This window comes from Pseudomonas sp. GL_135 (assembly GCF_057834665.1).
This window is the reverse complement of the sequence record NZ_CM174408.1, coordinates 905,972-928,064: the sequence shown is the minus strand read 5'-3', so window position 1 is coordinate 928,064 and position 22,093 is coordinate 905,972. Positions and strand designations below refer to the sequence as shown.

At 60.2% G+C, this 22,093-nt stretch carries 21 protein-coding genes; 11 read left to right on the top strand and 10 right to left on the bottom strand.

All coding sequences use genetic code 11. The annotated features are described in order from the left end of the window. Positions 1 to 13 precede the first annotated feature (13 nt). From gcvT to AC3ISG_RS04190, 3 genes are all read left to right on the top strand, one after another. On the top strand, positions 14 to 1,135 hold the full coding sequence (gcvT, locus tag AC3ISG_RS04200) for a glycine cleavage system aminomethyltransferase GcvT (protein ID WP_489298580.1): 1,122 nt from the start codon (positions 14 to 16) through the stop codon (positions 1,133 to 1,135). A 394-nt stretch (positions 1,136 to 1,529) separates the two neighbouring features. Further along, positions 1,530 to 1,742 (top strand): cold-shock protein, encoded by a 213-nt coding sequence (locus AC3ISG_RS04195; protein ID WP_003227496.1) that lies wholly within the window; start codon positions 1,530 to 1,532, stop codon positions 1,740 to 1,742. 96 nt (positions 1,743 to 1,838) lie between these two features. Beyond that, positions 1,839 to 2,333, top strand: a complete 495-nt coding sequence (locus AC3ISG_RS04190) for an RDD family protein (RefSeq protein WP_122535871.1) — start codon at positions 1,839 to 1,841, stop codon at positions 2,331 to 2,333. 248 nt (positions 2,334 to 2,581) lie between these two features. Here AC3ISG_RS04190 and lptG read toward each other — a convergent pair whose 3' ends face one another. Together lptG and lptF are read right to left on the bottom strand one after the other, a co-directional pair. Continuing rightward, on the bottom strand, positions 2,582 to 3,643 hold the full coding sequence (gene lptG, locus AC3ISG_RS04185; RefSeq protein WP_122622521.1) for an LPS export ABC transporter permease LptG: 1,062 nt from the start codon (positions 3,641 to 3,643) through the stop codon (positions 2,582 to 2,584). After that, positions 3,636 to 4,754, bottom strand: coding sequence for an LPS export ABC transporter permease LptF (gene lptF / locus AC3ISG_RS04180; protein ID WP_489298579.1), 1,119 nt, complete (start codon positions 4,752 to 4,754; stop codon positions 3,636 to 3,638). The genes lptG and lptF overlap by 8 nt, the downstream gene beginning before the upstream one ends. A 305-nt stretch (positions 4,755 to 5,059) precedes the next feature. Between lptF and AC3ISG_RS04175 the strand changes: the two genes are divergently transcribed. The 6 genes from AC3ISG_RS04175 to AC3ISG_RS04150 all read left to right on the top strand — a co-directional run bounded on the left by AC3ISG_RS04175 (position 5,060) and on the right by AC3ISG_RS04150 (position 13,185). Further along, the gene (locus AC3ISG_RS04175; protein ID WP_122535869.1) at positions 5,060 to 6,550 is read left to right on the top strand and encodes a leucyl aminopeptidase; all 1,491 of its coding nucleotides are present in this window, start codon (positions 5,060 to 5,062) and stop codon (positions 6,548 to 6,550) included. A 57-nt stretch (positions 6,551 to 6,607) separates the two neighbouring features. Next, positions 6,608 to 7,036 (top strand): DNA polymerase III subunit chi, encoded by a 429-nt coding sequence (locus tag AC3ISG_RS04170; protein ID WP_122535868.1) that lies wholly within the window; start codon positions 6,608 to 6,610, stop codon positions 7,034 to 7,036. A 7-nt stretch (positions 7,037 to 7,043) separates the two neighbouring features. After that, positions 7,044 to 7,520 carry a DNA polymerase III subunit chi gene (locus tag AC3ISG_RS04165; protein ID WP_489298578.1) on the top strand — a complete coding sequence of 159 codons (477 nt, stop codon included), beginning with the start codon at positions 7,044 to 7,046 and terminating at the stop codon, positions 7,518 to 7,520. Positions 7,521 to 7,694: 174 nt separating this feature from the next. Then, positions 7,695 to 10,541, top strand: a complete 2,847-nt coding sequence (locus AC3ISG_RS04160; protein ID WP_489298577.1) for a valine--tRNA ligase — start codon at positions 7,695 to 7,697, stop codon at positions 10,539 to 10,541. A 172-nt stretch (positions 10,542 to 10,713) separates the two neighbouring features. After that, positions 10,714 to 11,754 (top strand): 23S rRNA (adenine(1618)-N(6))-methyltransferase RlmF, encoded by a 1,041-nt coding sequence (gene rlmF / locus AC3ISG_RS04155; RefSeq protein WP_489298576.1) that lies wholly within the window; start codon positions 10,714 to 10,716, stop codon positions 11,752 to 11,754. A 96-nt stretch (positions 11,755 to 11,850) separates the two neighbouring features. Next, positions 11,851 to 13,185 carry a DUF2599 domain-containing protein gene (locus AC3ISG_RS04150; protein ID WP_489298575.1) on the top strand — a complete coding sequence of 445 codons (1,335 nt, stop codon included), beginning with the start codon at positions 11,851 to 11,853 and terminating at the stop codon, positions 13,183 to 13,185. A 66-nt stretch (positions 13,186 to 13,251) separates the two neighbouring features. Here the strand turns inward: AC3ISG_RS04150 and AC3ISG_RS04145 are convergent, their stop codons facing one another. After that, positions 13,252 to 13,533 (bottom strand): HU family DNA-binding protein, encoded by a 282-nt coding sequence (locus AC3ISG_RS04145; protein WP_037014905.1) that lies wholly within the window; start codon positions 13,531 to 13,533, stop codon positions 13,252 to 13,254. Between the two features lie 354 nt (positions 13,534 to 13,887). Between AC3ISG_RS04145 and yejK the strand changes: the two genes are divergently transcribed. Then, positions 13,888 to 14,889, top strand: coding sequence for a nucleoid-associated protein YejK (yejK, locus tag AC3ISG_RS04140; RefSeq protein WP_074884246.1), 1,002 nt, complete (start codon positions 13,888 to 13,890; stop codon positions 14,887 to 14,889). A gap of 25 nt (positions 14,890 to 14,914) precedes the next feature. Next, positions 14,915 to 15,265, top strand: a complete 351-nt coding sequence (locus AC3ISG_RS04135) for a glutaredoxin family protein (RefSeq protein ID WP_489298574.1) — start codon at positions 14,915 to 14,917, stop codon at positions 15,263 to 15,265. A 24-nt stretch (positions 15,266 to 15,289) separates the two neighbouring features. Here the strand turns inward: AC3ISG_RS04135 and AC3ISG_RS04130 are convergent, their stop codons facing one another. The 7 genes from AC3ISG_RS04130 to AC3ISG_RS04100 form a co-directional block, all read right to left on the bottom strand. Then, positions 15,290 to 16,504 (bottom strand): DUF2599 domain-containing protein, encoded by a 1,215-nt coding sequence (locus tag AC3ISG_RS04130; protein ID WP_489298573.1) that lies wholly within the window; start codon positions 16,502 to 16,504, stop codon positions 15,290 to 15,292. 276 nt (positions 16,505 to 16,780) lie between these two features. Then, positions 16,781 to 17,713, bottom strand: coding sequence for a glutathione S-transferase family protein (locus AC3ISG_RS04125; RefSeq protein ID WP_489298572.1), 933 nt, complete (start codon positions 17,711 to 17,713; stop codon positions 16,781 to 16,783). Positions 17,714 to 17,762: 49 nt separating this feature from the next. Beyond that, entirely contained in the window at positions 17,763 to 18,104 is a 342-nt protein-coding gene (locus AC3ISG_RS04120) for a GIY-YIG nuclease family protein (RefSeq protein WP_489298571.1), read from the bottom strand. Between the two features lie 45 nt (positions 18,105 to 18,149). Then, entirely contained in the window at positions 18,150 to 18,635 is a 486-nt protein-coding gene (locus tag AC3ISG_RS04115) for a nuclear transport factor 2 family protein (RefSeq protein ID WP_489298570.1), read from the bottom strand. Between the two features lie 89 nt (positions 18,636 to 18,724). Next, positions 18,725 to 20,032, bottom strand: coding sequence for a CynX/NimT family MFS transporter (locus AC3ISG_RS04110; RefSeq protein ID WP_205486782.1), 1,308 nt, complete (start codon positions 20,030 to 20,032; stop codon positions 18,725 to 18,727). A 180-nt stretch (positions 20,033 to 20,212) separates the two neighbouring features. Further along, positions 20,213 to 20,977 (bottom strand): amino acid ABC transporter ATP-binding protein, encoded by a 765-nt coding sequence (locus AC3ISG_RS04105; protein ID WP_037014923.1) that lies wholly within the window; start codon positions 20,975 to 20,977, stop codon positions 20,213 to 20,215. Positions 20,978 to 20,987: 10 nt separating this feature from the next. Next, the gene (locus tag AC3ISG_RS04100) at positions 20,988 to 22,085 is read right to left on the bottom strand and encodes an amino acid ABC transporter permease (RefSeq protein ID WP_122622534.1); all 1,098 of its coding nucleotides are present in this window, start codon (positions 22,083 to 22,085) and stop codon (positions 20,988 to 20,990) included. Positions 22,086 to 22,093 lie beyond the last annotated feature (8 nt).

Below are 22,093 nucleotides of genomic sequence, written 5' to 3'. Positions count from 1 at the left end.
AAGGAGTGACCCCATGACCACCGAATTGCTGAAGACCCCGCTCAACGCCCTGCACCGTGAACTGGGCGCGAAAATGGTCGAGTTCGCCGGCTACGACATGCCCGTTCAGTACCCTGCTGGCGTCATGAAAGAACACCTGCACACCCGGGATCAGGCCGGCCTGTTCGACGTTTCGCACATGGGTCAGATCCTCTTGAGCGGCGCGAATGCAGCGAAAGCGCTTGAAACCCTGGTGCCAGTGGACATCATCGATCTGCCGGTCGGCATGCAGCGTTACGCGATGTTCACCAATGAAACCGGTGGCATTCTCGACGACCTGATGGTCGCCAATCTGGGTAACGATCAACTCATGCTGGTGGTGAACGCCGCCTGCAAGAATGAAGACCTGGCGCACCTGCAGCAGCACATCGGCCATCAGTGCGAGATAACGCCGCTGTTCAACGAACGCGCATTGCTCGCGCTGCAAGGTCCGCAGGCCGTCACCGCACTGTCGCGGCTGGCGCCGGAAGTTGAACAGATGACCTTCATGCACTACACCTCGACGAAGATCGACGGCATCGACTGCTATGTCAGCCGCTCGGGCTACACCGGTGAAGACGGCTACGAGATTTCAGTGCCGGCAGATCAGGCAGAAGCCCTGGCGCGTCGACTGCTCGCGGAGCCCGAAGTGGCGCCGATTGGCCTGGGCGCACGCGACTCGCTGCGACTGGAAGCCGGCCTGTGCCTCTACGGCCACGACATGAACACCGACACCACGCCGATCGAAGCCAGCCTGCTGTGGGCGATTTCCAAGGTTCGTCGTGCCGATGGTGCACGTGCAGGCGGCTTCCCCGGTGCCGACAAGATCTTTGCCCAGCACCAAAGCGGTGCGGCGCGTAAACGTGTCGGCCTGCTGCCACAGGAACGCACACCCGTGCGAGAAGGCGCTGAAATCGTCGATGCCGATGGAAAGACCATCGGGACTGTCTGCAGCGGCGGTTTTGGCCCGACGCTGAGTGCGCCGTTGGCCATGGGTTATGTCGATGCGGGTTTCACTGCGCTGGGAACAGCTGTCTGGGCAATCGTCCGCGGCAAGAAAGTCCCTATGCAGGTGACGAAAATGCCATTCGTTCCGGCACGTTACTTCCGCGGTTAAGTAACACCGTCAAAAAATGCGGCACCGCAACAGTGCATTAAACTGTGCGGATGCTGCAGTCTGGCGCCAGGGTTAAGTGCATCCAAACTGTCAAAATATTGAACTTCGATAACCCTCTAAACATTAAAAACTATCGATCTTGCGAACGTGGTTAATGTTTTCAAAAAGCCAAAAACCCCTATGAATGCTGGCCCGAGCGGGGCTTGTTTTTTCGGCGAGAGTTAGCGTAGAGTTTCTCGACTGTGTTTGCATGGGTCGCTGGGATCGTGACCCGGGCAGTAGCGCCAAAAGCAATGCTACATCCCGCTCTACGTTTCTTCTTCCTGCAACCAGCCCCAGTACTCTTTCGCGTGAAAGAGACTGTCATTAATTTAATGCGTCAAGGAATAAGAAAATGTCTACACGTCAGAGCGGCACCGTTAAGTGGTTTAACGATGAGAAGGGTTTTGGTTTTATCACGCCTGAAAGCGGTCCGGATCTGTTCGTCCACTTCCGCGCTATTCAAGGCAACGGCTTCAAAAGCCTGAAAGAAGGCCAGAAAGTGACGTTCGTCGCAGTGCAGGGCCAAAAAGGCATGCAGGCTGACGAAGTACAAGCCGAGGCCTGATCAGCCGACGCAAAGAGCCCCTGATGGCCAACATCAGGGGCTTTTTTGTGCCTGCGATTCCGTAAACTGCCCGCCTCCGATTTAACGAGCGCCGCCATGATCCGACACGTTTTACACCCCCAGGGCGACTTCCCCGCCGCGGGATTGGGCCGGCGCCTGGCTGCGATCAGCTACGACGCGCTGTTATGCGTAGCACTGCTGATGGTCACTGCGTTTCTCTACAAACTGGTCTGGATGGGGTTTGTCGGCGAAGCCAGACTGCGCCAGCTGTCCGAGTCCGGCGCGCTTGATGCCGATCCCCTGCTGTCCTCGATTCTGCTGATCACGCTGTTCGGTTTCTTCGCCCATTTCTGGACCCGCGCGGGCCAGACCCTGGGCATGCAGGTCTGGGGAATACGCGTGCAGAACGCCGACGGAACTGCTATCAGCCTGTGGCAAGCGCTGCTGCGGTTCGTCGTGGCAATCGCCTCATGGCTGTGTGTCGGGCTGGGTTTCTTCTGGAGCCTGTTCGACAAACAGAAACGCTGCTGGCATGACCTGTATTCCGAAACGCAGCTGGTGCGAGTACCCCGGGAGTGGAAGCGAAATTAAGACACACGCCGGTTGCTGCGGAAGGCACGCTTGTCGGACATGGCGTCGCCAATGCTCCGGCAGATGACCGAAATGTGGGAGCGAGCTTGCTCGCGAAGGGGCCGGCACATTCGCTGGATGCTCATCGACAGTAACGCCGTCTTCGCGAGCAAGCTCACTCCCACAGGGATTGTGTTTGCTGTGCGACAGCACCCTTTACCCCACAAAAAAGCCGACCCAGGGGTCGGCTTTTCATCGCGCAGCAGGTATCAGCCCGCGCGGCGCAGCAACCATATACCCGCCAGGGCGCACACGCCCGCCGGCACCAGCACGGCGAAAAGTGGCGAGAAGCCGAACACAAGGCTCGACGGCCCCAAGAGATCCTGAGCGATACGGAAGGTGAAGCCCACGAGCACGCCCGTGAACACGCGTTGGCCCAGCGTCACCGAGCGTAAAGGCCCGAAGATGAAGGAAATCGCCATCAGCACCAGCGCGACCGTCACCAGCGGCTGGAGGATCTTGGTGTAGAACGCCAGCCAGTAACGACCGTTGTTCAACCCCTGATCGGCGAGATAACGCGCATAGCCATAAAGCCCGGTCATCGACAGTGACTCAGGCGGCAGCACCACCGTGCTCAGCAACTGCGGGCTCAACGCCACGTTCCAGCGCTCTTCAGGGGCGGTGACCACTTCGGTGCGACCGTCGTGGAACACTGTGGTGGTAACGTCCTTCAACAACCAGTAATCGGTCATGAAGTTGGCTTGCCTGGCGAAGCTTGATGTCAGCATGTGGCGCTGGTCATCGAAATGGTAACGGGTGACGCCATACAGCAGGCCGTTCGGTTGCACCGTGTTGATGTGGATGAACTCCTCACCTTGACGGTGCCACAGACCGTGCTTGGCGCTCTGCGCGTCGCCGGTGCCTTGAGCGAGGGAACGCGCGGCCTGGGCCGAGGCTTCGGTCACCGGCGCGACATACTCGCCGATCAACAGACCCGCCACCATCAGCACCAGCATGGGCTTCATGACCGCCCAGACGATACGGCCGATCGACACACCGGCGGCGCGCATGATGGTCAGTTCGCTGCTGCTCGCCAGTGCGCCAAGACCGATCAGGCAACCGATCAGCGCGGCCATCGGCAGCATGTCGTAGAGACGACGCGGCGCGGTCATCAACACGAAACTGCCAGCGTCCCAGAAGGTGTAGGTGTCGCTGATGTCAGCCATTTCGTCGATGAAGGCGAACAGCGAGGCCAGCCCGAGGATGATCCCCAGTACCGCAAGGATCGCCATGAACACGCTTTTGCCGATGTACCGATCGAGCTTAACCATGAGCCACCCCCGACACGCTGCGGCGACTCGCAAGCTTCAGGCGCAGAGGCTCCCAGTAGAGCAACCCCAGTCCGATGGACAGAAACAGCGCATGCACCCACCACAGGCCGAGGCCCATCGGGATCTTGCCCTTCTCCAGCGCGCCGCGCGCGGCAATCAGGATGGTGAGGTAAGCCATATAAAGAAGAATTGCCGGAAGGAGCTTGAGGAAGCGGCCCTGACGCGGGTTGACCCGTGCCAGTGGCACCGCCATCAGCGTCACGATGAACACCAGAATCGGCAGCGAAACCCGCCATTGCAGCTCGGCCCGGTTGCGCAGGCTGTCTTCGCCGGTCAGCAGCTCGCTGGTGGAGATGGCATCACGGTCAGTGACTTCATCGCTGATGTCCGGCTTGGGCAGCAAGGCACCGTAGGTGTCGTATTTGATCGCGCGGTAATCGGCCTGACCGGGATTGCCGTCGTAGCGATAGCCGTTGTCGAGAATCAGGTAACGCGTGCCGTCGGGTTTGATTTCCTGCCGGCCTTTTTCCGCGACCAGCACGGTGATGCCGTGGTCTTTCTTCTCGTCGAGCTTCTTCTCGGAGATGAACACGCCGCCCAGGTTGATGCGGTCGTCGCTCATGGTCTCGGTGTAAGTCACGCGGCTGCCGTCACGCAGGAGCTGGAAGCGACCCGGCACCAGCGTGTCGAATTCAGTCATCGCGTCCTGCTTGTTGATCAGCAGCTGGAACTGCGTAGCGCCCTGGGGCGCGAGGCTGAAGCTGAGCCAGGCCACCAGCAGTGAAACCAGCGCAGCCGGCGCGAGGGTGATCAGCAGCAGACGTTGCTGGCTCATGCCGGTGGCGGCCAGTACGGTCATCTCACTTTCGAGGTACAACCGGCCGTACGCCAGGAGAATCCCGAGGAACAGCCCCAGAGGGAGAATCAGTTGCAGGAAGCCCGGCAGACGGAAACCCATGATCAGAAACAGGACACCCGGATCGAGTGCGCCCGATGCCGCCTGGGCCAGGTACTTGATGAAACGGCCACTCATGATGATTACCAGCAGCACAGCACTGACAGCGCTCAGGGTAACCAGCACTTCTCGGGACAGGTAACGGAAGACAATCAAACCAGACACTCCAGGGTTGTCACGCTAAGGCGGCATGACAATGAAATGAATCAGCCATGATGCGCGCGACGGCGTACCACCAAAAAAATATGCGGCATTATCCTGTGATTGGGTGTGTCTGTCACTGCGCGCGCGGGATACTTCTGCAACCGGCACACGCGCGCACCCGGACGGGGTTGTCATCCATTGGCTCGCAGGGTCAAACTGCGGGCCTTGCCGCAGGCATGCCGGTGTAAATACTTCTGCGCCGCTGCCGAGCCGTGTGCTCAAGTGCGATAACTCACAGTTTATTCGGGGACCCCGACATGGAATTGGTTGTTAAAAGCGTCAGTGCAGAAACCTTGAAGACCGCCACGCTGGTGGTCGCCGTCGGTGAAGGCCGCACGCTGAGCGACACCGCAAGCACCCTCGACACCCTGAGCGGCGGCGCCATCAGCGCTGTGCTCAAGCGCGGCGACCTGTCCGGCAAGATCGGCCAGAGCCTGTTGTTGCACAGCCTGCCCAACCTGAAAGCCGAGCGCGTATTACTGGTGGGTTCGGGTAAAGAGCCGGAATTGAACGATCGCCAGTTCCGCAAGATCATCAGCGGCGCGCTCAGCACCCTGAAAAGCCTGGGCGGCGTTGATGCCGGCTTCGACCTTGATCAACTGAACGTCAAGAATCGCGACGTTTATGGCAAGAACCGCCTGTTGGTCGAGACGCTGGCCGACGGCGAATACGTTTTCGATCGGTTCAAGAGCCAGAAAGTCGATCCTCGCGCCCTGAAAAAAGTCACCCTGCTGACCGCGAAAGCCAACGTCGCCGACGTCGAGCGCGCGGCCAAGCATGCACAGGCCATCGCTGCCGGCATGGCCGTGACCCGCGACCTGGGCAACATGCCGCCGAACATCTGCCATCCGACTTATCTGGGCGAGCAGGCCAAGGCGATGGGCAAAGCCAACAAGGGCCTCAAGGTCGAAATCTTCGACGAGAAAGACATCGAAAAGTTGGGCATGGGTTCGTTCCTCGCGGTCGGTCAAGGCAGCGCTCAGCCGCCACGCCTGATCGTCATGCAGTATTCCAACGGCAAGAAAAGCGAAAAGCCTTTCGTGCTGGTCGGCAAGGGCATCACTTTCGACACGGGCGGCATCAGCCTCAAGCCGGGCCTGGGCATGGACGAAATGAAATTCGACATGTGCGGCGCGGCGAGCGTATTCGGCACCCTGAACGCCGTACTCGAACTGCAACTGCCGATCAACCTGGTGTGCATCGTTGCGGCGGCTGAAAACATGCCGAGCGGCAACGCCACGCGTCCGGGCGACATCGTCAAGACCATGAGCGGCCAGACCGTCGAGATCCTCAACACCGACGCCGAAGGCCGTCTGGTGCTGTGCGACGCGCTGACCTACGCCGAACGCTTCAAGCCACAGGCTGTTATCGACATCGCGACCCTGACAGGCGCTTGTGTCGTCGCGCTGGGCGGTCACACTTCGGGCTTGCTGGGCAACAGCGACGCGTTGATCAACCAGGTGCTCGAAGCCGGCAAACGCGCCGACGACCGTGCCTGGCAGCTGCCGTTGTTCGATGAGTATCAAGAGCAGCTGGACAGCCCGTTTGCCGACATCGCCAACATCGGCGGCCCGAAAGCCGGCACCATCACCGCTGCCTGTTTCCTCTCGCGCTTTGCCAAAGCCTACGAGTGGGCGCACCTGGACATCGCCGGTACGGCATGGCTGAGCGGCGGCAAGGACAAGGGCGCAACGGGCCGTCCGGTTCCGCTGCTGACCCAATACCTGATCGACCGCGCTGGCGTTTAAGCCGCTGCAAACGCGCCGGCCTCCCCGGTCGGCGCGTTCAGCGTTCTGGAATCACCCATGACCCAAGTCGACTTCTACATTCTGCCGAGTGCCGACCCCGTCGCGCGCCTGGACTTCGCCTGCAAACTCACCGACAAGGCCTGGCGCCTCGGCCATCGGGTGTACCTGCATTGCAGCGATGCCGGACAGCGCGAGGAACTGGACGCCCGACTGTGGCGCTTCCGGGGCGAAGCGTTCGTACCCCATGGATCGGTCGAAGACGACCAGGACGCTCCCGTGGCGCTGGGTATCGGCAGCGACCCCGGCCAACATCAGGATCTGCTGGTCAATCTCGACCTGCGCATCCCGGAATTCTTCAAACGATTCGCGCGTGTCGCCGAGATCGTTGTCGAGGATCCAGCCATCCGCCTCGCGGCGCGCGAGAGTTTTCGCTTCTACCGCGAACAGGGCTATCCTCTGCAGGATCACAAGCTGCAGCGTCTTTGAGCACACGATGGATAATTCAAAACACCTGAAAGATTCAGCGCACCTGCTGGATGACCTCGAGTCGATTCGCCAGCTGTTGGGCGATGATCCGGCCCAGCCGCCCCTGCTGACCGAGTCCGTGAACAGCGACGAGCAGATCCCGCTGCTGTTTGACGTGGTCACCGGCCAGGTCGTGACGCTCGATGAGCACGAAGCCAACCTCAATGACATTCCCCTGCTCACGCCCGAGCCGGTTGCGGCTGTTACCCCTGCCGCACCCGCGGCCAACGCATCGAGCGCGTCGAGCGCGTCGAGCGCATCGAGCGCGTCGAGCGCCAAGGCGCCGAACGCTGACGCGCTGCTGCACCTGGATGCCGAACTACGGGCCGCTGCGCAGTTGATCATGCAGGACGTGATCGACGACTTCGCCCCGCACATCGAGAACGAGATCAAACGCCGTCTGGATGCGCGGATGGAACGGCTGCTGAGTCAATACACCAGCTGAACCCGTTCGCTTTTCGATCCGGGATCGCGGGTAAGCGCAGTCCTACAGATGCCCGCGACGATTCCGGGCATCACCGCTCGTAGCACCTGACCTAGCGCTTGTAGCTTGACGCCGCCTTGAAAAGCTATACTCGTCGGCTTTTCCGACTCAAAGCAGATCAGGTTCCCGCCTCGCATGGACAAGACCTACCAGCCGCACGCCATCGAAACTTCCTGGTACCAGACCTGGGAGTCCGAAAACTATTTCGCTCCGCAAGGCGCGGGCGACTCGTACACCATCATGATTCCGCCGCCGAACGTCACCGGCAGCCTGCACATGGGCCACGGTTTCAACAACGCGATCATGGATGCCCTGATCCGCTTCCGCCGCATGCAGGGTCGCAACACCCTGTGGCAGCCAGGCACCGACCACGCCGGTATCGCCACGCAGATGCTGGTGGAGCGTCAGCTCGAGGCCTTGGGTCAGAGCCGTCACGATCTGGGTCGCGACAAATTTCTCGAAAAAGTCTGGGAATGGAAGGATCAGTCCGGTGGCAACATCAGCCGCCAGATCCGTCGCCTGGGCTCGTCGGTCGACTGGAGCCGTGAGCGCTTCACGATGGACGACGGCTTGTCCGAAGCGGTTAAAGAGGCGTTCGTGCGACTGCATGAAGACGGCCTGATTTACCGTGGCAAACGTCTGGTCAACTGGGACACCAAGCTGCACACCGCCATCTCTGACCTCGAAGTGGAAAACCACGACGAGAAAGGCCATCTGTGGAACCTGCGCTACCCGCTGGCCGATGGTGCCAAGACCGCTGAAGGTCTGGATTACCTGATCGTTGCCACGACCCGTCCGGAAACCATGCTTGGCGACGCCGCCGTCGCCGTGAACCCGAACGATGAGCGCTACCAGGCGCTGATCGGCAAGTTCGTCGAGCTGCCGCTGGTAGGCCGTCGCATCCAGATCATCGCGGACGACTACTGCGACCCTGAATTCGGCACCGGCTGCGTGAAGATCACCCCGGCCCACGACTTCAACGACTACGACGTCGGCAAGCGCCACAACCTGCCGCTGCTGAACATCTTCGACAAGAACGCTGCCGTTCTGCCCGCAGCCCAGGTGTTCAACCTCGACGGCACGCTGAACGACACGGTCGACGGCACCCTCCCTGCCGAATACGCCGGCCTCGACCGCTTCGAGGCGCGCAAGCAGATCGTGGCTGCGTTCGACGCCGCGGGTCTGTTGGTCAGCGTTGACGACCACGGTTTGAAAGTACCGAAGGGCGACCGCTCCGGGACCATCATCGAGCCGTGGCTGACGGATCAGTGGTACGTGTCGACCAAGCCGCTGGCTGAACCGGCCATCGCCGCCGTTGAAGACGGCCGTATCGCCTTCGTGCCCAAGCAATACGAGAACATGTACTTCTCCTGGATGCGTGACATTCAGGACTGGTGCATCAGCCGTCAGCTCTGGTGGGGCCACCGCATTCCGGCCTGGTACGACGAGTCCGGGAAGGTCTACGTCGGCCGCGACGAAGCCGAAGTCCGCGCCAAGCACAACCTGGGTCCCGATGTTGCCCTGCAGCAGGACAACGACGTGCTCGACACTTGGTTCAGCTCCGGCCTGTGGACGTTCTCCACCCTGGGCTGGCCTGAACAGACCGACTTCCTGAAAACCTTCCACCCGACCGACGTATTGGTCACCGGTTTCGACATCATTTTCTTCTGGGTTGCCCGGATGATCATGCTCACCATGCACCTGGTGAAGAACGAAGACGGTACGGCGCAGGTGCCGTTCAAGACCGTGTATGTGCACGGTCTGGTGCGTGATGGCCAGGGCCAGAAGATGTCCAAGTCCAAGGGCAACGTCCTTGATCCGCTGGACATCATCGACGGCATCGAGCTCGAAGCCCTGGTGCAGAAACGCACCTCCGGCATGATGCAGCCCAAGCTGGCGAAGAAGATCGAGAAGCAGACCCGCGACGAGTTCGCCGACGGCATCGCCAGCTACGGCACCGATGCCCTGCGCTTCACGTTCTGCTCGCTGGCGTCCACCGGCCGTGACATCAAGTTCGACATGGGCCGCGTCGAGGGCTATCGCAACTTCTGCAACAAGATCTGGAACGCCGCGCGCTACGTGCTCGACAAGGGCGAAGACTGCGGTCAGAACGGCGAAGCGTTCGAGCTCTCGCTGCCGGATCGCTGGATCATCTCGCAGCTGCAACGCACTGAAGCCGAAGTGACCCGTCAGCTGGATCAGTTCCGTTTCGACCTCGCGGCGCAGGCGCTGTATGAGTTCATCTGGAACCAGTATTGCGACTGGTACCTGGAGCTGTCCAAGCCGGTTTTGTGGGACGAGACGGCGCCGGTCGAGCGTCAGCGTGGCACCCGTCGCACGCTGGTGCGTGTGCTGGAAGTCGCACTGCGTCTGGCGCATCCGTTCATGCCATTCATCACCGAAGAAATCTGGCAGCGCCTCGCGCCGCTGGCCGGCGTTGAAGGCAAGACCATCATGCTGCAACCGTGGCCGGTGGCGAATGATGCGCGCATCGACGTCGCGGCCGAAGGCGACATCGAATGGCTCAAGAGCCTGATGCTCGGCGTGCGCAACATCCGCGGCGAGATGAACATCGGCCCGGGCAAGCCGCTGCAGTTGTTCCTCAAGAACGTCAGCGCCGAAGACCAGCGCCGCCTGAACGAGAACGAGCACCTGCTGAAGAAGCTGGCCAAGCTCGAATCGTTCACCGTGCTGGAAGCCGGCGCCGAAGCACCGCTGTCCGCGACCGCGCTGGTTGGTGAGATGGAAGTGCTGGTGCCGATGGCCGGATTGATCGACAAAGATGCCGAACTGGCGCGTCTGGACAAGGAAATCCAGCGTCTGCAGGGCGAAGTTCAGCGGGTTGGCGGAAAGCTGTCCAATGCCGCGTTCGTCGACAAGGCGCCGCCTGAAGTCATCGCCAAGGAACGCGCGAAGATGGCCGAAGCCGAACAGGCGCTGGGCAAGCTGGCAGAGCAGCACGCGCGGATCGCGAGTCTGTAATCCGATCAAATCAGCCGGCCTGAATCGCAGGCCGGTTGACGACCATGACCCCTGTAGGCGTGAGCGTGCTCGCGATAGCGGTATATCAGCAACCCAACCGTTGACTGATACACGGTTATCGCGAGCAAGCTCACGTCTACAGGGGTTGTGCTTTCACGAGAATGCATCACCGATGACCAGCACCGACGCCCCCAAGCCCCAGCGCAGCTCCCCACGCAAGAAAGCCAAACCTGCCCAACAGGCCAAGCCTGCCGCGCCGCGTGAGAAAGCCACCCTGCACCCGCGCAACCGCCATCAGGGTCATTACGACTTTCCGCGCCTGATCAAAAGCAGCCCCGAACTGGGCACGTTTGTGATCCTCAATCCCTATGGCAAGGAAAGCATCGACTTCGCCAACCCGGCTGCCGTGCGAGTGTTTAATCGCGCGTTGCTCAAGGCGTTCTACGGCATTGCCCATTGGGATATTCCCGCGGACTACCTGTGCCCGCCAATCCCTGGGCGCGCCGATTATCTGCACTTTCTGGCGGACCTGCTGGCGGAGCGCAACGACGGCGTCATTCCTCGCGGCGCATCCGTTACGGTGCTGGACATTGGCACGGGCGCCAACTGCATCTACCCACTGATCGGTCAGGGCGAATACGGCTGGTCGTTTTTGGGCTCTGACATCGACAAGATCGCCCTCGCCTCGGCGGCGACCATCGTCAAAGCGAACGGCTTGAGCAAGAGCATCAGCTTCCGGGAGCAGACCAACCCTAAACACATCCTGACCCACCTGCTGCAGCCCGATGAGCGCTTCGACATCAGCGTATGTAACCCGCCCTTCCACGCCTCGGCTGAGGAAGCGTTAAGCGGCAGCCAGCGCAAATGGCGAGCCCTCGGCAAGGCAGACCCCAAACGCAAATTGCCGGTGCTGAATTTCGGTGGCCAGGCGGCTGAGCTGTGGTGCGAAGGTGGCGAGGCGCGCTTCGTGACGCAGTTGATCAATGAAAGTGCTCAGGTGGCGGCCCAGGTGTTGTGGTTCAGCACGCTGGTGTCCAAAGCGTCGAACCTGCCTCTCATCCAGAGCGCGCTGAAAAAAGCCGGTGCTGTTGAAAGCCATACGGTGGAGATGGGCCAGGGTCAGAAACAGAGCCGCTTCGTGGCCTGGACCTTTCACGACAGCGCTCGTCAGCACGCCTGGCGGGAGGAGCGCTGGATCGCACGCAAGCCCTGAGCCCCAAACGGCAGTGTCATTTCTGCCAGTAGACGGCCAACCTCCCCGTTCATAAGCTGACTCCTCGTCGCGTGTCCGAGCACAAGGAGGTCAGCCATGCGCGCTATAGCCTGTGTTATCTGCGTATTGATGGTCTGGAACTGCCCGTCCTGGGCAGTTGAATTGAAGACGAATCTCGATCCGGTCGAAACGGTCCGGCGCATCAACGCCAGTTACAACCGCATCGACAACCACTGCACAGAGCCGGACACCGGCGCCGCCCGGGGCCATTACTACTGCAGCGGCATCACCTTGCGCATGGTCAATGACGGCAATTTCAATCCCTGGGACTACAGCCCCTACGCGCTGCAAACCGGCGCAACGTCCTACACGTGGATACGCCGTGACCTGAGCACAACAGTCCTGGTTCACCCTGCCGGCTTCATCCTCAGGACGCCAACGGACGGACTCGCGCTACAGCTCCCGGTCAAGCAGGAGGGCTGGGCCTGTATCTACACGTTCGATGGTTACACAGGACCGGATCGCAAGTGGTACGGCTGCGGGCCCTTCAATGACGCCACCTTCGTGCCCCCTGCCCAACCTACGACAGTGAACAAGAACGCTCAATGGGCCTACGGCACCTGTGCCGATCAGAACGTCAACACGGCCGAGCAGTGGAAACAGAAATATCAGGGCGGCGCCCGACAGCCTATTCAGACGACGCAGTGCTCGTGGAACGCCGAAGTGCCTGCGCAGTGGGACGCGATGATCCAGGCCCATGAAGCCAGAGTGACCACCACCAACGCCGACCCTTATTCGCGCAAGGACTTCTTCAACGAATTCATGCTCAAGAATGCCGCCGGCGGCAGCGACATCATGGATGACATCGATGCGTTTATTTACCAAGGTAAAAGCGCTTTCAACTACCCCGTCCGAGGCGACAACGGCAAAGCCGCGGTGCAGCAGGACGGCCTGGCCAATGCGCGCACCTTCCAACGAAAACTCTATGGGCAAGGCTACGCAGTACCTATCCTGAAAGTCGATTTCACACGGGCGCCGGAGCAACGATTCACCTACAGCGCCGCCGATCAAGGGGTTTCGCTTAACCTCAACAGCAACATAAGCGCGAAATTCATCGCAAAGAGCAACTGGGAACAGCGCCTGGACCCAGGCACCGGGAAAACAGAGTGGACCCTGAATGTCGTGCTGACGGAGCTCGGGAAAAAAGTACAAGCGAGTCAACAGCAAGAGGTCTATCAGGAGCTCTACGACTTGCGCGGTTCAGACCCGCAGTGGCGGGACGAAGAAACAGACGCGGGCAGCATGAAGCAACAAATCGCCTGCATCGTGCGCAACTATCCGCAACGCACTGACTGGAACCTGGAGCCCTTCCGCCCGGTGGTTTCCGAAGCGGCGGCCAAAGCGGCCGGGTGCAACCCTTTCAAGAAATAGCGGGCACAAAAAAACCGTGTCCGGATCACTCCGTCACACGGTTCCTCATCCAAGCAGCGTTTTCGCTTACTTGTTGACCGAGTCAGTCAGCACTTTGGCGGGTACGAACTTGACCACTTTCTTGGCAGCGATTTCGATGGCTGCGCCAGTCGAAGGGTTGCGGCCGGTGCGTGCTGGACGCTCGGTGACTTTCAGTTTGCCGATGCCTGGCAGAGTGATTTCACTGCCGTTTTCCAGTTGGTCAGCGACGATTTGACCCAATTGGTCGAGAGCGTTGCGCGCGGTGGTTTTAGGCGCGTCGATTGCTTCTGCGATATCGGCGATCAATTGGTCTTTAGTCAGAGCCATGGTGGTGTTCCTTCCCTATCAAATTCGAATGGTTTGCAGAGTGTGGTACAGACGCGAAATGTAGATACTGTAAACGGCCTTTGGTTCGGCCGAACGCCCACAAACTGCACGCCTGGCGCGCTTGGGCGCTCAGGACCGGGCAAAACTAGCACAGCGCAACGCAAATATCCGCCCCTACCTACCCATTTGGTCAGCTTTATCGCCCGAGAGGCGTAAAAAAGTCATATTAATGGGCGCAGGTCAGCGTTTTCGGCCCTTCCAGAGCGTTCCCAGGCCCGTCTGCGGTACACTTGCCGACTTTCGCACGGGCCTGGTCTGGTCCCGTTCAGTTTCCCTTCAGCAGCCGAGAAATCCATGCCGATCCGTCACGCCATCGTCCACCTGATCGACAAAAAACCCGACGGCACGCCCGCCGTGCTCCACGCCCGGGACTCCGAACTTGCCGAGTCGCAGGCCATCGAGAACATGCTGGCAGACCTCAACGAAAGCTATAACGCCAAGCAGGGCAAGGCCTGGGGGCTGTTTCATGCCGAGTCCGGCGCGCACCCGTTCAGTGGCTGGCTGAAGGAGTATCTCGATCAGGGCAAGGATTTCACCCAGTTCAGCCGCATTGCGGTCGAGCATCTGCAGAAGCTGATGGAAGAGTCGAACCTGTCGGTCGGCGGCCACGTGTTGTTCGCTCACTATCAGCAGGGCATGACTGAATACCTGGCGATCGCACTGCTGCACCACAGCGAAGGCGTGGCCGTGAACGAAGCCCTGGACGTAACGCCATCCCGGCATCTGGACCTTGGCCAACTGCACCTCGCGGCCCGGATCAATATTTCCGAGTGGCAGAACAACAAGGCCTCTAAGCAGTACATCTCGTTCATCAAGGGCAAGAACGGCAAGAAGGTTTCCGAGTACTTCCGCGACTTCATCGGCTGCCAGGAAGGCGTCGACGGGCCGGGCGAGACCCGCACCCTGCTCAAGGCCTTCAGTGACTTCGTCGAGAGCGAAGACCTGCCGGAAGAATCCACTCGCGAGAAGACCAAGGCGCTGGTCGACTACGCCAGCAGCCAGAGCAAAATGGGCGAGCCCATCGCCCTGGAAGAATTGTCAGGCCTGATCGACGAGGACCGCCCGCGGGCCTTCTACGATCACATCCGCAACAAGGATTACGGCCTGTCGCCCGAGATTCCTGCGGATAAGCGTACCCTCAGTCAGTTCCGTCGCTTCACCGGCCGCGCAGAAGGTCTGTCGATCAGCTTTGAGGCGCACCTGCTGGGCGACAAGATCGAGTACGACGAGGAGAAAGGCACGCTGATCATCAAGGGGCTGCCCACTCAGTTGACCGATCAACTTAAACGCCGCTGATCCCTGCCGAGGAGCCAAGACCCGAATGTTCGTTCGTACCGTGAAGAAGTTCTTGCTCATCATGCTGGTGGTAGTCGTTTACCAGAACTGGGGCAAGATCGAAAACCTGGTCCACCCTTCCTCCACTCTATCGGAGCATGCGCAGGCCAACGCGCAAGTGACGTTATACGCCACCGACTGGTGCGGCTACTGCAAACAGACACGGCGTTTTCTCGACAGCCAGGGCATCCGCTATACCGAGTTCGATATCGAGAAAGACGCCGCCGGGCGCAAGGCCTATGAGGCCCTGGGTGGCCGCGGCATTCCCCTGATCGACGTGAATGGCACGTTGATCAGGGGGTTTAGCGAAGAGCAGATTCTCGCTGCGCTGAAGTGACACCTGACGCTCAGCTGCTGGGGGTCACACCGGATTGCAACCCGCCGCCTCGGCTTTCTCTTCAGAGAGATCGGGGCGGAACGGCTCCAGATTGAATTCATCCTTATTGCGCGCAATGCTGAAGTGGCATACCAACTGACGGCGCATGCCACCGCCATCATTTTGTTTCCATTGAAAATCGTTTTTATACTTGCGGACCAGTTCGGCATACACCGTGTCAGAGCCTGAAGAGCCTGTTTGCTTCTTGCCCAATTCGGTCAGCACGACCGACAGCGACCACTCCTCTTCTCCCGTGCCCGGGTCAGGGCGCAGTGCCCACGTGGCGGACTTGATATAGCGATTGATTGTCTTGCCCGATTCGGAGACGGCCTGATCATCGGCGTCGCAGGCAAACGTTGCATCTTTAGACGGGGAGTCCGGAAGTGTCATTGCGATAATCGGCACCCAGATACCCGTTTGTGAGTAATAACGTTGTTGATCAAACCGGGCATCGTCCTTGCCGCCCCCAGGTTCGGGCAAATAGAAAAAAGCCTGAATCGGCAAGTCTTTATCAGGCGTTTCAGCGCTCCAGGTAGCCAGCCTGAGTTCATTCTGTTTATTGAACGACGTCTTTCCCATTTCACGCATGGCGCTCAGACTTGCATTGAAGTTGTCAGTTGCGTGCCGGTCCAGTGGATCGCGAACATCAAAGCCGCACTCATTGCGATTGTCGCCCTTGGTCTGCGTCTTGTACTGCTCTGCCCATTGGCGACCGGTCTCGATCTTTTGAGAAAAGCACTCAGCGCCTTTGCCTGGCGCGGTCGCCACCGGAGAGGAGCCACAGCCCTTGTCGACCCGCGAATCAGTGCCGCCATCCATCGGGAACGAGCACAGCACGTTATAGGGGCTTTTGTCAGTCGGCAGCGCCTGAATCGGAAAGAGCACGTAGCCATTGTTTTCATAGCGGACGAGCCGGGAAAACTTGGCGTCCTTGCGCAGGTAAGAGAAGGATGTACCGCCACTTTTGACCGAGGCCGGGCTCGGGTCCCATGAATTGTAGTCGTCCGACGGAATGGTCGCCCTGAAGATAACCCCGTTGCACAAAAACGCAGGTGACGAGGCTTTGCCGCAGTTGTCTCGCGTATCGTAATACTGACGCGTCAGTGCCTTGGCCGTATCAGCGCAACTGGCCGCATAAACATCAGCGCTTTGCATTGCAATAACAAGTAGCGATACACCGAACGTATTGGCCTTGACCATGACATGCTCTCCCGTCCTGGAATAAACCGTCCGACATCACTGAACATTGAGAATATCGACGGCACAAGGGGGCACCGACGTTCTCAAGGACCGGACGAGTTTTGTTCACGTTGAAAGAAGAGAGTAAACCGAGTGTTTTTTTTAACAACTGTCACAACTGACAGTTACGACCGTCGTGCGTTAATCCGTCAGATTGATAGGCAATTAAAACACAGCGATTATTCGGCGCCGCGATAAAGCCCGGCATTGCGCCGGGCTTACTTCTCTATCAACTTGTCAAATCGTCTTGATTTGAAAACCGAAACGCGGGAAGTGCACATGCACGGTGCCTGCGCGTTCATCTTCGCGACGCAGGATGATCGCTTCGCGCCCGCTGAAAATCAGCTCGCCCGCCACTGCGTCAACGCCGTAATCCACTGCGGACACGGTGACCTGCTGGCCGATGGTGAAACCGTTGGGGTCGGTGAAATCTTCATCGGGCACCGGCGCCGGAGTAGCAGCGCGAGCGATCTCAACGGCGTCGCTCGAGCTCAATTCACTCGGCGCGCCATGGCTGAACGCAATAACGCGCTCGTACCAACTCAACACCGCCGGATAGGCGTCGACGAGCGGGGACGTCACAGGGGTTTGTTTGAGGAACCACAAGGTGTGAGCCACCGAGAAGTCGGCAATCGAGGGCGCACCCAGGAGGAAATCACCGTTGCGCTCAAGCTGGGTTTCCAGACGCGCCATCAGCGTCGGCCATTGATGCTGAGCCACTTCCAGCGGCACGCGATTGGCGCTGCCGCCGTTGAACAGTGTGGCACGGTCGGCAACGAATGCCTTCACGGCCTCAGGCGGGACTTTGGCGAAACGCACAGCAAGGGATGCCGGCTGAAACACCAGGCTGACCGCATGCAGGAACAGCACCGAATCCGCCCACGCCGCGAGGCTGGCCGCCGTGAACTCCTGACCTTCGGGATAGAACGTGGGAGACGATTTTTCCTGCTCAAGACGCCGGGCGATCAACGCGGTGTCGCAGTAGATGTCGGCGCCCACTTGCAGAACCGGGGTTTTGCGATAGCCGCCGGTGAGGGCCATGAGGTCGGGCTTGGGCATGATCGACGGGATGTTGACCGAGCGCCATGACAGGCCTTTGAAGCCCAGCATCAGGCGGGCTTTCTCGGCGAACAGTGACGTTGGATAGTGATGAAGAATCAACTCAGACATGCTTCGGGCCATCCGCAGGGATAAAGCCCCAGCTTAGCCTCCTGCGCGCTTACGGCATACCCGCTCGGCCTGATGGCGCAGCATCACTCGGCTGGATGTAGCTGGCGGCGAGGTATTCCTTGGCGCTTTTACGCAGCTTTTTGATCAGCCTTTCCTGCCGCAGGGCATCCCCCTTGTCGCGACAAGCTTCGACATACACCAGCGCCACCGCGGGGCTCGAGCTGAAAAAGCGCGCGCCTTTGCCGGCTTGATGTTGGGCGAACCGGCGCTGCGGATCATTGCTGATGCCGCAGTACAAAGAACCGTTGGCCGCGCGCACCAAGTACACGAACCAGGATTTGACCGGCACGGCTTCGGACACAGGTGCGGTGGCGATTTCGGCTTCAGACATGCGGGACCGTGGACCAGTAGCGAGGGGAACGGACTCTATCAAACGTCAGCGACTGGCCTGAAAAGCGTTCAGCCCTTTCTGGCCCTGCGCACGGATGGCGTTTTGCACAAGCGCCGTCCAGCCCAGTAATACGCCCTTTGTGCCGAGCGCCTGACGCGACCAGCGCCATAGATCAAACTGATCGTGGTGCTCGCAGATCTTGCCGTCGCGAAACACAAACCGCGCCTGAATGTCGTTGACCACCGTGCGGCCGGTCTGGCTGAACAGGTAGGTCGCGACCCAGTGCGCCGCGCCAGTCGTGGCATCGGCACGAACGTGATCGAACACCACCGAGAAGTCACGGGCCCGGGAGGTCAGCATGCGCCACATGTCGCCTGCATCCCGCCCGTGCAACTCGCCAAACACCGGGTCGGAGAACACCACGTCCTCGCTGTAGCACGCAGCCATCGCCTCGGCGTCGAGGCGGCTGAACGCCTCGTAGAAGCGCGTGATGACCGCGCTGTTGTGTTCGCTGGTAAAGGTCTCGCTCATGGGAACGCCGTCCATGGATATAGGATGCCTGCACGATAAGCGGCCCCACCGCGTTTTGCCACGGGCATTCGCATCACAAATGCTTCCCCTCAGACTTTCTCGCTGGTCACGCCCACGTACAGCGCACGCCCGGCGCCCAGACCAGCGATGATAGCGGCGATGCCGATGATCCCGAAGATCCAGCCCACCGAGTCCCAGTTGCCGGTCCAGTCATGCACGACGCCGACCGCGAAAGGCCCGAGCGACGCGAGGGTGTAGCCGAAGCCTTGAGCCATGCTCGACAGGTTGGCGGCGACATGGGAGTCCCGCGAGCGCAACACGATCAGGGTCAATGCCAGGCTGAACGTGCCGCCCTGCCCCACGCCGAGCACCACGGCCCAGCCCCACAACTGTTCAAGTGGCGCATACAGGCAGCCGAACAGACCGGCCAGTGTCAGCAGCATCACCAGCACAATAGCGATGCGCTGATCCTTGCCGCGAGTGGCCAGCCACGGCGCGGTCAGCGAGCTGACCAATTGCACCATGATCGAACCGGACAACAGCAGGCCGGCGTCAACGGCAGTCAGTCCTCGCCCGATGAGGATCGACGGCAGCCAGCCGAACACGATGTAGGCCAGTGACGATTGCAGGCCCATATAAAGGGTGACTTGCCAGGCCAGAGGATCGCGGCGCAAACCGCGTACCCGATAAGCCACCTGGTGCTGGCCATGACGTTGACGCGTCTGCGGCCACCAGAAGATTGCAGCAAGAATCGCCGGGACGATCCAGAAACCCAGGCCCAGTGTCCAGTCGCGGCCGTCGCCGTTACCCAGCGCCTCGCTCAACGGCACCGTGGAGCCGGCCGCAACGGCGGCGCCCAGGCACAGCGCCATGGTGTAAACGCCCGTCATGGCACCGGCCTGCCTGGCGAAGTCACGCTTGACGATGCCGGGAAGCAGAACCCCGATGATGCCGATGCTGGCGCCAGCCATGATGCTGCCGGCGAACAGACCGAACTCGCCCAACGAGCTGCGCAGAATGATGCCGCAGGCCAAGGTCAGCAGAATGCCGAGTACCACGCGCTCACTGCCGAATCGCCGCGCAAGGATCGGCGCAAGGGGCGCGAACAGGCCCAGGCACAACACCGGCAGCGTGGTGAGCAACCCGGCCGTGGCCGCAGAAAGTCCCAGGCTTCGTGACACCTCACTCAACAACGGCGCCATGCTCGACAACGCCGGACGCAGATTCAGCGCCACCAGCACCAGGCCCAACAACAGGAACCATGGGCGCTTGAGCACGGGATGATGCTGCTGCACCTGCTCGTCATCCGCTTCCGCGTCGATCAGCAGTTTGTCAATTTCATGGGGAGTCGAAGCATTGGAACGGGAACTGCTCGCCGTCGGCGCCTTGGTCGTCATGGGATTCTCGTGGGGGCAGGAGGATGTAACAGCGCATTGCGCAAAGGAGTAATCCTGTTGGAGATCGGCAGAGAACACAAGTTTTACGAGAATTGGGTACAGTTTTGCGGCAGACGTCAGGCGACCGGCCATAAAAAACCCGGGCACAGGGCCCGGGCTCTTTGTATTGCTGCTACTGACTCAATGCAGGATCTGGCTGAGGAACAGCCTTGTACGGTCGCTTTGCGGATTATCGAAGAAGTCGTTCGGCGCGGCTTGTTCGACGATCTCGCCTTTGTCCATGAAGATCACGCGGTTGGCGACGGTCCGGGCGAAACCCATCTCGTGAGTCACGCAGAGCATGGTCATGCCCTCTTCCGCCAAGCCGACCATGGTGTCGAGCACCTCTTTCACCATTTCCGGATCGAGGGCCGAGGTCGGCTCGTCGAACAGCATGATCTTCGGCTTCATGCACAGCGCGCGGGCAATCGCCACACGCTGTTGCTGACCGCCGGAGAGCTGGCCCGGATATTTATGCGCCTGCTCGGGAATACGCACGCGCTCCAAATAATGCATGGCGATTTCTTCGGCCTTGCGCTTGGGCATCTTGCGCACCCACATCGGCGCCAGCGTGCAGTTCTGCAGGATGGTCAGGTGCGGGAACAGGTTGAAGTGCTGAAACACCATGCCGACTTCGCGACGAATCGTCTCGATCTGCTTCAGGTCCGACGTCAGCTCGGTGCCATCGACCACGATGCGACCCTGCTGGTGCTCCTCCAGACGGTTGAGGCAACGGATGGTCGTCGACTTGCCCGAACCCGACGGGCCGCACAACACAATGCGCTCGCCCTGACGCACGTTCAGGTTGATGTCTTTCAACACGTGGAACTGGCCGTACCACTTATGTACGCCTTCCATCCGGATCATGCCTTCGGCGCCCAGAGGCTTACTGATAGCTTCACTCATCACAAAACTCCTAACGCTTGTGGCCTGTGTCCAACTTACGCTCCAAATGCATGGAGTAGCGGGACATGCCGAAACAGAAGATCCAGAACACCAGGGCCGCGAACACGTAACCCTCGGTCGCCATGCCGAGCCACTTGGGGTCGGCGGCAGCTTGTTTGACGCTGTTGAGGAGGTCGAACAGGCCGATGATGATCACAAGGCTGGTGTCCTTGAACAACGCGATCACGGTGTTGACCAGACCCGGAATGACCATCTTCAGGGCCTGCGGGAGAATCACCAGGCCCATGCGGCGCCAGTAGCCGAGGCCCATGGCGGCAGCCGCTTCGTACTGACCTTTTGGAATGGCCTGCATGCCGCCCCGAACCACCTCGGCCACATACGCCGACTGGAACAGAATCACGCCGATCAGTGCGCGCAGCAGTTTGTCGAAGTTCATGCCTTCAGGCAGGAACAGCGGCAGCATCACCGACGACATGAACAGCACCGTGATTAAAGGAACGCCCCGCCAGAACTCGATGAACGTCACGCATAAGACGCGAATGGCCGGCATCTCGGAGCGACGTCCCAGTGCCAGCACCACGCCCAGCGGCAACGCGCCGGCGATACCCACCGTGGCGATCACCAGGGTCAGCATCAAGCCGCCCCACTGATTGGTGGCGACCTGGTCCAGGCCGAATACGCCGCCATGCAGCAGGAAGTAGGCGATGATCGGGTAGATGAACAGGAACGACAGGCCGTAGATCGCCTTGCGCGGCATCACTTTGATGAACAGCGGCGCAACGCCGATGATCGCCAGCCAGACGGTCAGATCCACCCGCCAGCGCAGCGCCTGCGGGTAATAGCCGTACATGAACTGGCCGAAGCGCTGTTCGATGAACACCCAGCAGGCGCCCGCCTTTGTGCAGTCTTCGCGCGTCGTGCCGACCCAGTTGGCATCGAAGATGGCCCAACTCAGCAACGGTGGAACAACCAGCCAGATCAGGTAGATCGCGAACAGGGTCAACAGCGTGTTGATCCAGCTCGAGAACAGGTTCTGGCGCATCCATGCCACGGGGCCGAAGACTTTGCTCGGCGGCGGCATGTCGGGTTTGAAAGTATGGGATGTCATGCGCGTTT